Source organism: Streptomyces sp. TRM68416 (assembly GCF_014596915.1).
Classification (GTDB): domain Bacteria; phylum Actinomycetota; class Actinomycetes; order Streptomycetales; family Streptomycetaceae; genus Streptomyces.
The window spans coordinates 106,405-120,528 of sequence record NZ_JACVWU010000016.1 but is presented as its reverse complement, the minus strand read 5'-3'; the positions used below and the strand labels follow the sequence as shown (position 1 = coordinate 120,528).

General features: G+C 70.6%; 14 protein-coding genes. 10 read left to right on the top strand and 4 right to left on the bottom strand.

The genetic code is table 11. The features are described from left to right. The first annotated feature begins 32 nt into the window (after positions 1-32). On the top strand, positions 33-1,442 hold the full coding sequence (locus ICC28_RS24920; protein WP_188290927.1) for an FAD-binding oxidoreductase: 1,410 nt from the start codon (positions 33-35) through the stop codon (positions 1,440-1,442). Positions 1,443-1,489: 47 nt separating this feature from the next. Here ICC28_RS24920 and ICC28_RS24915 read toward each other — a convergent pair whose 3' ends face one another. Beyond that, positions 1,490-1,966, bottom strand: coding sequence for an SsgA family sporulation/cell division regulator (locus tag ICC28_RS24915; RefSeq protein ID WP_188290926.1), 477 nt, complete (start codon positions 1,964-1,966; stop codon positions 1,490-1,492). A gap of 261 nt (positions 1,967-2,227) precedes the next feature. Here ICC28_RS24915 and ICC28_RS24910 point away from each other — a divergent pair, with 261 nt between their 5' ends. Together ICC28_RS24910 and ICC28_RS24905 are read left to right on the top strand one after the other, a co-directional pair. Next, positions 2,228-3,982, top strand: coding sequence for an RDD family protein (locus tag ICC28_RS24910; RefSeq protein WP_188290925.1), 1,755 nt, complete (start codon positions 2,228-2,230; stop codon positions 3,980-3,982). 89 nt (positions 3,983-4,071) lie between these two features. Then, positions 4,072-4,746 (top strand): RDD family protein, encoded by a 675-nt coding sequence (locus tag ICC28_RS24905; protein WP_188290924.1) that lies wholly within the window; start codon positions 4,072-4,074, stop codon positions 4,744-4,746. Between the two features lie 46 nt (positions 4,747-4,792). Here ICC28_RS24905 and ICC28_RS24900 read toward each other — a convergent pair whose 3' ends face one another. Further along, the gene (locus ICC28_RS24900) at positions 4,793-5,092 is read right to left on the bottom strand and encodes a hypothetical protein (protein WP_188290923.1); all 300 of its coding nucleotides are present in this window, start codon (positions 5,090-5,092) and stop codon (positions 4,793-4,795) included. A 398-nt stretch (positions 5,093-5,490) separates the two neighbouring features. On the opposite strand from ICC28_RS24900, the gene ICC28_RS24895 reads away from it, so the two are divergent. Next, a complete protein-coding gene (locus tag ICC28_RS24895; protein ID WP_188290922.1) occupies positions 5,491-7,842 on the top strand; it encodes an immune inhibitor A domain-containing protein in 2,352 nt (783 codons plus the stop codon). 121 nt (positions 7,843-7,963) lie between these two features. Next, the gene (locus ICC28_RS24890; protein ID WP_188290921.1) at positions 7,964-8,311 is read left to right on the top strand and encodes a hypothetical protein; all 348 of its coding nucleotides are present in this window, start codon (positions 7,964-7,966) and stop codon (positions 8,309-8,311) included. A gap of 4 nt (positions 8,312-8,315) precedes the next feature. Here ICC28_RS24890 and ICC28_RS24885 read toward each other — a convergent pair whose 3' ends face one another. After that, complete coding sequence (locus ICC28_RS24885; protein ID WP_188290920.1) at positions 8,316-8,906, bottom strand: isochorismatase family protein; 591 nt, start codon at positions 8,904-8,906, stop codon at positions 8,316-8,318. An 87-nt stretch (positions 8,907-8,993) separates the two neighbouring features. Further along, complete coding sequence (locus tag ICC28_RS24880) at positions 8,994-10,391, bottom strand: nicotinate phosphoribosyltransferase (protein WP_223189381.1); 1,398 nt, start codon at positions 10,389-10,391, stop codon at positions 8,994-8,996. A 58-nt stretch (positions 10,392-10,449) separates the two neighbouring features. Between ICC28_RS24880 and clpS the strand changes: the two genes are divergently transcribed. The 5 genes from clpS (at position 10,450) to ICC28_RS41325 (ending at position 14,080) form a co-directional block, all read left to right on the top strand. Next, on the top strand, positions 10,450-10,767 hold the full coding sequence (gene clpS / locus ICC28_RS24875; RefSeq protein ID WP_188290919.1) for an ATP-dependent Clp protease adapter ClpS: 318 nt from the start codon (positions 10,450-10,452) through the stop codon (positions 10,765-10,767). 12 nt (positions 10,768-10,779) lie between these two features. Further along, positions 10,780-11,382 carry a DUF2017 domain-containing protein gene (locus ICC28_RS24870; protein WP_188290918.1) on the top strand — a complete coding sequence of 201 codons (603 nt, stop codon included), beginning with the start codon at positions 10,780-10,782 and terminating at the stop codon, positions 11,380-11,382. Between the two features lie 346 nt (positions 11,383-11,728). Continuing rightward, complete coding sequence (locus ICC28_RS24865) at positions 11,729-13,264, top strand: alanine/glycine:cation symporter family protein (RefSeq protein WP_188290917.1); 1,536 nt, start codon at positions 11,729-11,731, stop codon at positions 13,262-13,264. Between the two features lie 201 nt (positions 13,265-13,465). Continuing rightward, a complete protein-coding gene (locus tag ICC28_RS24860) occupies positions 13,466-13,888 on the top strand; it encodes a Mov34/MPN/PAD-1 family protein (RefSeq protein WP_188290916.1) in 423 nt (140 codons plus the stop codon). 96 nt (positions 13,889-13,984) lie between these two features. Next, entirely contained in the window at positions 13,985-14,080 is a 96-nt protein-coding gene (locus tag ICC28_RS41325; RefSeq protein WP_316959376.1) for a putative leader peptide, read from the top strand. Positions 14,081-14,124: the final 44 nt, after the last annotated feature.

Below are 14,124 nucleotides of genomic sequence, written 5' to 3'. Positions count from 1 at the left end.
GGGTTCACACCGATGGCCCCCGGTGCGAGGCTGTGATCATGAGCCGTACCGAAGCGCCGCGCGACGAAGCGACGACCGGCGGTCTCGTCGACCGTCTGCTGACCGGCCTGCCCGCCGAGGCCGTCCTGACCGACCCCGACGTCACGGCCTCCTACGCCCACGACATGGCCAGCTTCTGCCCGGCCGGAGCCCCGGCCGTGGTCGTCCTTCCGCGTACGGCCGAGCAGGTGCAGCACGTCATGCGCACCGCCACCGCCCTGCGCGTCCCGGTCGTCCCGCAGGGCGCCCGCACGGGCCTGTCCGGCGGGGCCAACGCCACCGACGGCTGCATCGTGCTCTCCCTGACCCGGATGGACCGGATCATCGAGATCAACCCGGTCGACCGGGTCGCCGTCGTCGAACCGGGCGTCGTCAACGCCGCCCTCTCCCGCGCGGTCGGCGAACACGGCCTCTCCTACCCGCCCGACCCCTCCAGCTGGGAGATGTGCACCATCGGCGGCAACATCGGCACCGCCTCGGGCGGCCTGTGCTGCGTGAAGTACGGGGTGACGGCCGAGTACGTCCTCGGCCTGGACGTGGTCCTCGCCGACGGCCGCCTGATGAGCACCGGCCGGCGGACCGCCAAGGGCGTCGCCGGGTACGACCTGACCCGCCTGTTCGTCGGCTCCGAGGGCTCGCTCGGCATCGTCGTACGGGCCGTCCTGGGGCTCAGGCCGAAGCCGCCGCGGCAACTCGTGCTCGCCGCCGAGTTCGCCTCCGCGGCCGAGGCCTGCGACGCCGTGTGCCGGATCATGGCCGGCGGGCACGTGCCCTCCCTCCTCGAACTGATGGACCGTACGACGGTGCGGGCCGTCAACGACCTGGCCCGCATGGGCCTGCCGCAGACCACCGAGGCGCTCCTGCTCGCCGCCTTCGACACCCCGGACCCGGCCCCCGACCTCGCCGCGGTCGGCGCGCTGTGCGAGGCCGCCGGCGCCACCGCGGTCGTACCGGCCGAGGACCCGGCCGAGTCCGAACTCCTCCTCCAGGCCCGGCGGCTCTCGCTGACCGCGCTGGAGGCGGTCCGCGGTGTGACGATGATCGACGACGTGTGCGTGCCGCGGTCCCGGCTCGGCGACCTGATCGAGGGCGTCGAGCGGATCGCCGACAAGCACCGGTTGACGATCGGCGTGGTCGCCCACGCCGGCGACGGCAACACGCACCCCACCGTCTGCTTCGACGCGCGGGACCCCGACGAGTCCGCGCGCGCCCGCGAGTCCTTCGACGAGATCATGGCGCTCGGCCTGGAACTCGGCGGCACCATCACCGGCGAGCACGGCGTCGGCGTCCTGAAGAAGGAGTGGCTGGCGCGCGAGATCGGCCCGGTGGGCGTGGAGATGCAACGGGCGGTCAAGCAGGCCTTCGACCCGCTCGGCATCCTCAACCCGGGCAAGCTGTTCTGACCTCCTCGCGCCTGTCCCTCTCGCGGCTGTCCCCCTCGCGCTACGGCTCACTCCCCGTCCTTGGACTCGTCCGACGGCCACGGGTCGCACAGGTACAGGTCGTCGGCCGGGGTCGGGGCGAGCAGCTCGGCCAGGCCGTCGTCGATGCCGAGCTGCTCGGCCTCAGAGCCCGGGGGGACCGCCCGCAGGGTGCGCTCCAGCCAGGCCGACACCTGTGCGGCCGGGGCCTCCAGCAGGGCGTCCCCGTCGGGTGAACTCAGCGCCATCAGCACGACGCTGCGGCCGTCCACCTTCGTCGGCCACACCCGCACGTCCCCGTGCCCGCACGGCCGGAACACCCCCTCCACCAGCAGCTCGCGGGCGAAGGTCCAGTGGACGGGGTGGTCGGAGCCGATGTGGAAGGCGATGTGGACGGCGTAGGGGTCGTCGCTGCGGTAGCTGAGCCGGGCCGGGACCGGGATGCTGCGCTCGGGAGACAGGACGAGCTTCAGCTCCAGCTCCCGTTCGACCACGGTGGAATACATGGCGTCGATGTCCTCTCGTGACGTGTCCGCGGGCCCTGCGGTGGGCCCGTACGAGTGGAGAGGGCGTGCGGCGCGCAGCATTACGCGGGTTCGCGGAACTTTTTTCCGGACCCCGCGCCGCTCTTCTTCCGGGGCTGTGAAGGCGGTGCACGAGGTTGCCCGGAAAGGAGTGGGTACGGCGGGACCGGCAGTGGGGGATGCCCGCGTCTGATAGATGTGGAGCCCCCCAAATGACCCCCGAGCAGATACGGGACGACGGACATGAGCGCCCCAACCCCGGCCCCCGGCGACGACAGGCCCCGCGAAGGGTATTACCCGGACCCGTCCATTCCTGGATATGTCCGGTACTGGAACGGTGCCGCCTGGGTACCGGGCACCAGCCGTCCGGCCCCGCCGGACGGCGAGCCCCTCGCCGCGCCGTCCGGCGGCGGTGCCGCGTCCGCGGCGGTGGAGGAGACCGGACCGCACTTCTTCGACGAGGACCCGGTCGACGGGCCCGGCCCGGCGCAGGCCCAGCACGGCAGCCGCCCCGAGCCGGCCTCCGCCTGGGGCGCCGACCGCTCCCGCCAGTCCGGCTTCGGCGGCGACCAGGACCGTCGCGTCTCCTGGGGCGCCCCCCAGGGCACCGACCCCCGCGACCCGCGTACGGCGGCTCCGGCCGAGGGCACGGCTCCGCGCACGGACGGTACGGCCACGATTCCGCCTGCGGAGCCGGACGAGCAGGATGCCCCGTCCGGCAACACGTTCCTCTTCCGCCGCCCGACCCCGGGACCGGCCGCGGGCAACGCCGCCGGCCCCGCCGCCGACGACGGCACCATGACATTCCGCGCCGTGTCCCCGCGCACGGGTCAGCAGGACGGGGCGCCCGCGGCGCAACCGGGGCGCACGACACCGTCGGCGGGCGGCCGGGGGGCTCCGGGGGCCGGTGGTACGGCAACGGGTTCGGCGGGGGCTGGTGGCCTCGGCGGGCCGTCGGGTGCGGGGGCCGGGGCTGCCGCAGGCGGTTCGGGTGCGGGTGGTTTCGGCGGGGCGTCCGGTGCCGGTGCCGCGGGTGCGGCGGCCGGTGGCTTCGGTTCGTCCGGTGCAGGCGCCGCGGGTGCGGCCGCCGGGCAGGGGGCCGGTCCTGCCGGCGCCGGTGGCTTCGGTGGGCCGGCCGGGGCCGTCGCGGGTGGCAGCGCCCCGCAGGGGCCCGGTTTCCGTGCCGGGAAGGCGGCCGCCGAGCGTGCCTCCGCCGCGCAGGCGCAGGGTGCCCAGGCCGCCGTATCCTCGGCGGGCGCTCCGGTCGGTCCCCAGGCCGCCGTACCCACGGCCCTGTCGGGTCCCCAGGCGCCTGCACCGGCGGCCCCGGCCGTGCCTCAGCAGGCCGGCCCGCAGGGCGGTTCCGCCGCCCCCGTGAGTTCCGGCGTCGGTGGCGGGCAGTCGTCGTGGGCGCAGCAGGTGCACCGGCTGGCCGGGGCGGGCGAGGATCAGCCCGTGGCGCCGTGGAAGCCGCCCGTGGAGGACGTGTTCCAGGCGGCCGCCCGGCGTCAGGCCAACGCCCGTCCCGCGGGCCTCGGCAAGCGGTTGGCGGCACGGCTGCTGGACACGGTCGTCGTCGTGGGCGTGACCGCCGGGGCCGCCGTACCGCTCGGCACCCGGGCGGTCGACCACGTCACCGCGAAGATCGACGAGGCGAAGCTCTCCGGCGAGACCGTCACGGTCTGGCTGCTGGACGGCACGACCTCGACGTATCTCGGCATCGTGCTGGCCGTCCTGCTGCTCTTCGGCGTGCTCTACGAGGCGGTGCCCACCGCCAAGTGGGGCCGCACCCTGGGCAAGAAGCTGTTCGGCCTCGAGGTGCGGGACATCGAGGCGCACGAGCCGCCGTCCTTCGGCGGGGCGCTGCGCCGCTGGCTCGTCTACAGCGTGCCCGGTCTGCTCCTCGTCGGTGTCGTCGGTGTGCTGTGGTGCCTGTTCGACAAGCCGTGGCGCCAGTGCTGGCACGACAAGGCCGCGCGTACGTTCGTTGCGGGATGACGGCGTACGGCGAAGTGACCGGGTAATTCCGTACCCCGGACGGCCGCTCGCCGGATGCGGAGCCGGGGGGTTCGCGGTCGACTCGGGCCATGAGCAGTGAACCGCCCCCCGGCTCCGGTCAGCAGCCACCGGAAGACGACCCGTTCAGGAAGCAGCCCCCGCCCGGGGACTCGGGCGGACCGTACGGCAGCCAGCCGCCCCCCTACCAGGGCGGCAGCCCTTACGGCGGCCAGCCACCGCCCTACCAGGGCGGCCCCCACGGCGGTGATCCCTACGGCGGCGGCGCCGGCGGCTACCCCGCCGACCCGCTCGCCGGCATGCCCCCGCTCGCCGACAGCGGCAGACGCACCCTGGCCCGGATCATCGACATGATCCTCGTCGGTGTCGTCGTCTGGCTGCTCACGTGGGCCTTCGGCGTCAGCGAGTACGACATGAACGCCGATGACGTCGACTACGGCAAGTCCGTGGGGCAGTCGGCGATGGCCGCCGTGCTCTACATCGCCTACGACACCTTCATGATCGCCAAGACCGGGCAGACGCTGGCCAAGAAGTGGCTGGGCATGCGTGTGGCCAACCTCGACAACGGCTCCACGCCCTCCGTCCAGACCGCGCTGGTGCGCTCACTGGTGCTGTGGGTGCCGTTCGCGTTCTGCTGCGCCTGCATCTGGACGGCGATCTCGGGCGGCTGGAGCTTCTTCGACAAGCCCTACAAGCAGGGCCTGCACGACAAGGCCGCCAAGACGGTGGTGGTCAGCACCCGCTGAAGACCCGCGCCGACGACCCGCGGCAGCGGGTCGTCGGGATTCGGGATCAGGAAGCCGCGCGCTCGTGCACGGGCTCGGACGCCACCACGGCGGCCGGGGCCGGCACGGGCGTCTGTGCTGCCGAGGGGGCGGTGGTGGCCGTGGGGGCGGGCCTGCGCAGGGCGATCACCCGGGCCTTGGGCCTCGGTACGGCCAGCGAGACCAGGAGGCCGAGGGCGAGCGCTGCGACCGCGATGACGGCGATGACGGCACCCGAACTCGTCTGTGACAGCAGCAGCATGGCGAGAGTCGAGAAGATCACGGTGCACGAACCGTAGGCGAGCTGTGCGGCGGTCGGACGAGGCATGTCAATCGTGTCCTCGGAATCGGGGGTACACGGGGGTGTCGGCCTGGCATTCCGCCGACGTCCGGGCGTTCCGCCAATCGACTCTAATCGCGTGCATGCCCGAGCGGAACGAACGGTAAGCGTGACCTAACCAACAGTACCGGTGCACGGGGGGCGCACGGAGTCATGGCGTCCACCAAGTGGACGGGGTCGCGCGCCCGTCGAGTGGGCTCCCGGTGTCCGTAAAGCGGAACTCGACTCCGCATAGTGCACTTGACCTGCTCAAGTCAAGGTCTGTCTTTTCTTCCAAACCTCTAGTCAAATTGCGTCACTTGACTACACGCGTCGATCACGCGCGCGCGGACCTTCCAAGACCAGGACCCCCTTTCCGCGCGCCCGGACGCGGGGGAGGATCTCAAGTGACCAGCAGACCCTGGACGTTCAGAGCGGCCGCGACCGCTGTCGCCTTCGCGGCGGCCACCGCCACGTTCTCGACGTTCACCGTGGCCCAGGCCGACGACACGGCCAAGAGCCCCGCCATCGACCGGCACGACCCGGCGCCGGAGCACAACGAGCACGAGCGCGAGCACAACTTCGAAGGCCCGCTGAGCAAGACCGTGGAGGCGCAGCGCGAAGAGGCGCTGAACCAGGTCATATCCGGCGAAGCCAAGGTGAAGAAGCGCGGCGGCTCCTCCGTCGTCAAGCTGAAGAGCAAGAAGGGCGACAGCAAGTACGTCGAGCTGGGCCGCGAGAAGACCGACAAGATCTTCACGATCCTCGTCGAGTTCGGCGACAAGATCGACAGCCGCTACGGCGGCACCCCCGGCCCGCTGCACAACGAGATAGAGAAGCCGGACCGCACCCAGGACAACAGCACGGCCTGGCAGGCGGACTACGACCGCGAGCACTACCAGGACCTGTACTTCGGCGACGGCGTCGCGTCGGTGAAGACCTACTACGAGAAGCAGTCCTCGGGCCGCTACTCGGTGGCGGGCGAGGTCCAGGACTGGGTCAAGGTCCCCTACAACGAGGCCCGTTACGGCTCCAACAAGTGCGAACCCGACAACTGCGCCTGGTACGCCGTGCAGGACGGCGTCACCGCGTGGGCCGACCAGCAGAAGGCAGCTGGTAAGACCGACGCGGAGATCAAGGCCAAGCTCGCCGAGTACGACGTCTGGGACCGCTACGACCACGACGGCGACGGCGACTTCAACGAGTCCGACGGGTACATCGACCACTTCCAGATCGTGCACGCCGGCGAGGACGAGTCCGCGGGCGGCGGCGCCCAGGGCGAGGACGCGATCTGGGCCCACCGCTGGTACGCCTTCGGCACCGACGCCGGCGCCACCGGCCCCGAGGGCAACCGGCTCGGCGGCACCCAGATCGGCGACACCGGCATCTGGGTCGGCGACTACACCATCCAGCCGGAGAACGGCGGACTCGGCGTCTTCGCCCACGAGTACGGCCACGACCTCGGTCTGCCGGACCACTACGACACCTCCGGCGGCGGTGACAACTCCACCGGCTTCTGGACCCTGATGTCCTCCGGCTCCTGGCTCGGCACCGGCAAGGACAGCATCGGTGACATGCCCGGCGACATGACCGCCTGGGACAAGCTCCAGCTGGGCTGGCTCGACTACGACACGGCGAAGGCCGGGACGAAGAGCTGGCACAAGCTGGGTGTCGCCGAGTACAACACCAAGCGGAAGCAGGCGCTGGTCGTCGAGCTGCCGGACAAGAAGGTCACGACCGAGATCGTCCCCCCGGCCGAGGGTGCGATGCAGTGGTGGAGCGGTCGCGGTGACGACCTGCGCAACACCCTGACCCGGTCGGTCGACCTGACCGGAAAGTCGTCGGCGACGCTGACGCTCGACGGCTGGTACGACATCGAGAAGGACTACGACTACCTCTACACCGAGGTCTCGACCGACGGCGGCGCCAACTGGACCGCCGTGGACGGCACGGTGGACGGTCAGCCGATCGCGCGGGACGGCAGCAACAAGCCGGCCCTGAGCGGCACGGTCGACGGCTACAAGAAGCTGGCGTACTCCCTGGACGCCTACGCGGGCCAGAAGATCGACCTGCGCTTCCGCTACGCCACCGACGGCGGCGTGGCCCAGAACGGCTTCGCGGCCGACTCCATCACGGTCACCGCCGACGGCGCCGCGCTGTTCACGGACAACGCCGAGACCGCGGACGCGGCCTGGACGGCGAAGGGCTTCTCCCGCATCGGGGCGTCCTTCACCAACGAGTACGCGCAGTACTACATCGCCGAGAACCGTCAGTACGTGTCGTACGACAAGACGCTGAAGGTCGGCCCGTACAACTTCGGCTTCTCGGGCACCCGTCCGAGCTGGGTGGAGCACTTCCCGTACCAGAACGGCCTGCTGATCTGGAAGTGGGACACCTCCCAGGCGGACAACAACACCAGCCAGCACCCGGGTGTCGGCCTGCTGCTGCCCGTCGACTCGCACCCCACGCCGATGAAGTGGTCCGACGGCACGCTGATGCGCAACCGCATCCAGTCCTACGACTCGCCGTTCAGCCGGTACCGCACGGACGGCATCACGCTGCACAACGCGGACGCGGTGACGCGGATCCCGTCGTCGCGCGGTGTGTCGGTCTTCAACGACCACAAGCACACCTACTACGACGCGGCGACCCCGACCGCGGGTGTCCGGATCACTGACACCAACACGAAGATCAAGATCGTCAGCGAGGCCTGGAACGGCTCCTGGATGAAGATCAAGGTCGGTCCCGCGGCGAAGTAAGCAACATTCCCGCAGGTCAGAAGCGTATCGGCGGCAACCCTCTGGCGGGTTGCCGCCGATCGTGTTTAGGTGCGTCCTGTGGCTCTCTTATTGACACCGACGCACACGGGGGTGTGACCGCATGGCCGCAGGAGGTTTCTGCAAGCTGCCGACCGGCAGCGTGGTGGTGGCGCTGAACCTGCCCAGACCCACCGCCGACGGCACGGGCTCGGTCCGTGTCCTCGTCCACGCCCAGAACCGGGCACGAGCCCTGACCAGGCTCCGCAACCTGGGCATGCGGGCGGTCTACCTGCGCGGCAACGCCGCACCGCCCACCCCGGACGAGATCACCGCGGTCCTCCACCACCCCGACGGCCTCATCTGGCGCACGGCCCCTGACAACGGTGTCCTGGTCGGCGGCCCGGAACTCGCCCAGGAACTGTGGCACCCGATCAGGGCCCTGCTGAGGCGGCCCCCGGCTCCGGCCTGACGGGTCAGGCCACGACCGGCTTGCCCGTCAGCTCCACGCCCGCCCCGCGCATCTCCTCCAGCGCCCGCTCGGTGGTCTCCGCGGCGACCCCGGCGGTCAGGTCGAGCAGCACCTGCGTACGGAAGCCCTCGCGCGCCGAGTCGACGGCGGTGGCCCGTACGCAGTGGTCCGTGGCGATGCCGACCACGTCGACCTCGGACACCTGCCTGGCACGCAGCCAGTCGGCGAGGGACACGCCGTTCTCGTCGACGCCCTCGAAGCCGCTGTAGGCCGCCGCGTACGCCCCCTTGTCGAACACGGCGTCGATGGCGCCGGAGGCGACGGCGGGGGCGAAGTTGGGGTGGAAGCCGACGCCCTCCGTGCCGGCCACGCAGTGCGCGGGCCAGGAGTGGACGAAGTCGGGGTTGTCGGCGAAGTGGCCGCCGGGGGCGATGTGGTGGTCGCGGGTGGCCACCACGTGCTGGTACCCGGTACCGGCGGCCTGTCCGACCAGCTCGGTGATGGCGGCGGCGACGTCGGCGCCACCGGCCACCGCGAGACTGCCCCCCTCGCAGAAGTCGTTCTGCACGTCTACGACGATCAAGGCGCGGCGCATGGTCGGTGCCCTTCGGCTGGGGAAGTGGGGGAAATTGGGGCTACGGATCTTTGGACTGCGGGGGCGTTGCGGGGCGGCGCACCTGCTTTAGCTACCCGAGCGCCCGTGGACGTACTCCGTCGGAATGACGGGTTCCCCGCGCGAGAGCTGCGTCGCGGACAGCGGCAGACCCGCGCGGGCCGCGATGTGCCGGTCGCGTACGACGTCCAGCGGCTCGTGGGCCACCACCTCGCCGCCCTTGACCAGCTCCACCAGCAACTGCCGCTCGGCCAGCCCGTCCGGGACCGCGCCGGTGCCGACCACCTCGGCCTCGGCGACCCCGTACGCGTCGAGCCGGCGCGCGGCCCACTTGCGGCCCCCGACGGACGTCTTGCCGCCGGAGGACTTCTTCGCCACCGGCACCAGCGGGGCCCCGGGGTCGGCGGACTCGGCGCGGGCCACCAGCTTGTAGACCATCGAGCAGGTCGGGTGCCCGGAACCGGTCACCAGCTGGGTGCCGACGCCGTACGCGTCCACCGGCGCCGCCGCCAGCGAGGCGATGGCGTACTCGTCCAGGTCCGAGGTCACGATGATCCGCGTGTTGCGCGCACCCAGCTCGTCCAACTGCTGGCGCACCCGGTGCGCGACCAGCAGCAGGTCGCCGGAGTCGATGCGCACCGCGCCCAGCTCGGGCCCGGCGACCTCCACGGCCGTACGCACGGCCTCGGCGACGTCATAGGTGTCCACCAGCAGGGTCGTGCCCCGGCCGAGCGAGTCCACCTGGGCCCGGAAGGCGTCCCGCTCGCGGTCGTGGAGCAGGGTGAAGGCGTGCGCGGACGTGCCCACGGTCGGGATGCCGTAGCGGAAGCCGGCCGCCAGGTCGGAGGTGGTCGCGAAGCCGCCGACGTAGGCGGCGCGGGCGGCGGCCACCGCGGCCAGCTCGTGGGTGCGGCGGGCGCCCATCTCGACCAGCGGCCGGTCACCGGCCGCCGAGGACATCCGGGAGGCGGCCGCGGCGATCGCCGAGTCGTGGTTGAGGATCGACAGGATCACGGTCTCCAGCAGCACGCACTCGGCGAAGGAGCCCTCCACCCGCAGGATCGGGGAACCGGGGAAGTACACCTCGCCCTCGGGGTAGCCCCAGATGTCCCCGCCGAAGCGGTAGGAGGCGAGCCAGTCCAGGGTCGCCTCGTCGACGATGTCGCGCTCGCGCAGGAAGCCGATGACGTCCGCGTCGAAGCGGAAGTTCTCGACGGCGTCCAGCACCCGACCGGTGCCCGCGACCACCCCGTAGCGACGCCCCTCGGGCAGCCGCCGGGTGAAGACCTCGAACACACTGCGCCGTCCGGCCGTGCCCGCCTTCAGCGCGGCCTGCAGCATGGTGAGCTCGTACTGGTCCGTGAAGAGCGCCGTCGAAGGGACGCCCACCCGTCGCCCGCCGCCGCCCTTCCGAGGAAGCGCTTCGCGCGCGTCTTCGTCCGGCAGCCCAAGGTCCGCTGTGTTCATAGGACAAGATGCTAGCGCAGTTCGCGTCAGTGTGACGATTTATGGGGGCCGTGGCAGCATGGGCTGTGTGACGTCACCCGCTCCCGTAGAGATCGAACGCACCGAGTCGGCGGAGGAGGTCTTCGCCGTCCCCGAGCCCGACGTCCCCTGGGTCACGATCGTCCACAACGACCCGGTCAACCTCATGAGCTATGTGACGTACGTCTTCCAGACGTACTTCGGCTACTCCAAGGACAAGGCCACCAAGCTCATGCTCGACGTCCACCACAAGGGCCGGGCGGTCGTCTCCAGCGGAACCCGCGAGGAGATGGAACGCGACGTGCAGGCCATGCACGGCTACGGTCTGTGGGCCACCCTCCAGCAGGACCGGAAGTAGCGACTCTCCCCGATGCCAGGACACTTCGAACCGCTCCCCGGCGGCGGCGCGGCCGTCGCGCTCGACGACGTCGAGATCTCCATCATCCGGTCGCTGGCCGTGCAGCTCCTGGAGCTCATCGGCCCCGGCCCCGCCGAGGACGCCCCCGACGACCCGCTCGCCGAACTCTTCGCCGACGGCCCCAGCGAGCCGCCCGCCGACCCGGTGCTCCGCCGGCTCTTCCCGGACGCCTACAGCGACCCCGAGGGCACCCCGGGCCCCGAGGAGGCCGAGGAGCAGCGCGCCCACTCCGCGGAGTTCCGCCGTTATACGGAGAACGACCTGCGTGCCGGCAAGCGCGAGAACGCCCTCGCGGTGATCCGCTCCCTGGACGCGCTCAGCTCGACCGGCGACGGCGGTGCCGTACTGAAGCTGGCGCCCGAGGAGTCCCGCCAGTGGCTCAGCTCCCTCAACGACCTGCGGCTGGCGATCGGCTCCCGCCTCGACATCGTCGACGAGGACGACACCGACCTGCTCTACCGGCTCCCCGACGAGGACCCGCGCAAGCCTATGGTCATGGCCTATCTGTGGCTCGGCGGGCTCCAGGAGACCCTCGTCGCGACCCTGATGCCCTGATATGAGCGATTTCGCGTTCGCTCAGCGGACGCTCAAATCCGCATAACGATCCAGTCACCGCCCCTGCGGTTTCGGTCGCGGGGGTGGTGATGTGTGACATGCGTCACCCAACCTCACGTAAACGGCGTGATAAGAACTGGCAACTCGTTTGCGGCACCACCCCTCGTCGCAATCGGGAAGAGCCGGCCAACGCCGGTGCGCACCACACAGCACGACACGCAGAAGACGGTCCGGGTCCGCGGACCGCCCTTCCCCCTGTCGCCGATCGGACAACGGCGTTCGCTCAACCCGCAAACCCCGCTCTGCTGCGCCGCCAGCACGTCCCCTGCGCCACCGAGGTAGCTCGATGTCACTCGACTCCATCACCACATCCATTGACGATGCCGTCAGTGGGTTCTTCGAACCCGTATCCGAGAAGGTCGCTCACTACGTCTTCTACTCCGTAAAGGTCAACGGAACGGATCTTCCGCTCATCGTCGCCTGGCTCGTGATCGCGGGCCTGGTCTTCACCGGCTGGTTCGGGTTCGTCCAGCTGCGCAAGTTCAAACTGGCCCTCGACGTGGTGCGCGGCAAGTACGACGAGAAGGACTCCGCCGGCGAGGTCAGCCACTTCCAGGCGCTGACGGCCGCCGTCTCCGGCACCGTCGGCCTCGGCAACATCGCCGGTGTCGCGGTCGCCGTCTCCATCGGCGGACCGGGCGCCACCTTCTGGATGATCATGTGCGGCCTGCTCGGCATGGCCAGCAAGTTCGTCGAGGTCACCCTCGGTGTGAAGTACCGCGAGGTGCACGAGGACGGCACCGTCTCCGGCGGTCCGATGTACTACCTGCCCAAGGGCCTGGCCGAGCGCTTCGGCTCCGCCGGCGCCAAGTTCGGCAAGGTGCTGGCCATCGCCGCCTCGGTGATGATCCTCTTCTTCGGTCTGTTCGGCGGCAACCTGTACCAGACCAACCAGAGCTACGCGCAGATCTCCTCCACCTTCGGCGGCGAGGACGGCTTCCTGTCCTCCTCCGCCGGCGCCGTCCTCTTCGGCCTGGTGGTCTCCGCGCTGGTCGGCCTGGTGCTGCTCGGCGGCATTCGCTCCATCGCCTCGGTCACCAGCAAGCTGGTCCCGGCGATGGCCGTCATGTACCTCCTGGCCTGCCTGGTCGTCATCCTCTCCAACGTCTCCGCGGTGCCGGACGCGATCCAGGAGATCATCAGGGGCGCGTTCCAGGCCGAGGGTGTCGTCGGCGGTGTGATCGGTGCCCTGATCCAGGGCTTCAAGCGGGCCGCGTTCTCCAACGAGGCCGGTCTCGGCTCCGCCCCGATCGCCCACGCCGCGGTCAAGACCAACAAGCCCGCGAGCGAGGGCCTGGTGGCCCTGCTGGAGCCGTTCATCGACACCGTCGTGATCTGCACCATGACCGCCCTGACGATCATCATCGCCAACCCGGCCAGCTGGGGCGAGGCCCGCGAGAGCGGCGAGGTCGTCGGTGTCGTCATCACCTCGGACGCCTTCGGTACCGTACTGCCCTGGTTCCCGAAGCTGCTGACCGTCGCGGTGCTGCTGTTCGCCTTCTCCACGATCCTGACCTGGGGCTACTACGGCCTCAAGGCCTGGACGTACCTCTTCGGCCGCAGCAAGACCAGTGAGACCGTCTTCAAGGCCGTCTGGAGCGCGTTCGTCGTCCTGGGCTCCCTGATGTCCCTCGGCTCGCTGATCGACCTGGGCGACTCGGCGCTGTTCCTGCTGTCGGTGTTCAACATCATCGGCCTGTACCTGCTGGCCCCGATCGTCAAGCGGGAGCTGAACAGCTTCCTCGACTACGTCCGGGCCCGTAAGGCCCGCGAGGCGGTCGGCTCCGCGGACGAGGAGCCGACGACGGTCAAGTCCCTCTGACCGCCGACGCCTTCCCGGCACACACCCGAGGGCCCGTCCGCACCGTCACCGGTGCGGACGGGCCCTCGCCCTGTGTCCCGGCGCTCTCGCCCTGCGCCCCGGCGCCCGCCGCGCGCGTCTCAGCCGGGCCTCCGTCCGGCATGTGGGCTACCCCGTACCACCCCTCGGTACAGGGTCGCCCTTCTGCTTATCCTGACGGGCATGCTGACCATCACCCAGGCCCTCGTCGACCAGATCGTCGCGCACGCGCGCAAGGACCACCCCGACGAGGCGTGCGGCGTCGTCGCGGGCCCGGCCGGCTCCGACCGCCCCGAGCGCTTCATCCCCATGCTGAACGCGGCGATGTCGCCCACCTTCTACGAGTTCGACTCCGGCGATCTGCTCAAGCTGTACCGGGACATGGACGACCGCGACGAGGAGCCGGTGGTGATCTACCACTCCCACACCGCGACCGAGGCCTACCCCTCCCGCACCGACATCTCCTACGCCAACGAGCCCGGCGCGCACTACGTCCTCGTCTCCACCGCCGACACCGACGGCCTGGGCGAGTTCCAGTTCCGCTCCTTCCGGATCGTCGACGGCGAGGTGACGGAGGAAGAGGTCTCCGTCGTCGAGGCCTACTAGGCGCTTTCCGGGTCACGTCTCGCATATCGGTCAGAAAACGTCCGTAATGCGAGATCACACTCTGGGTGGCGGGCCGGGAATCGATACGATGACCCCATGGTTTTCCACGACGTGAGCGAAAAGACGCCGGGCATGCTGCTCGTGGCGCGGCTGCACGTCGACCTGTGCAGGCTCGCCAGCGCCATCTGTTGACGCTGCCCTGCCGCCGTACGGCCGTGGGCCGCGGCGCCTCTCAC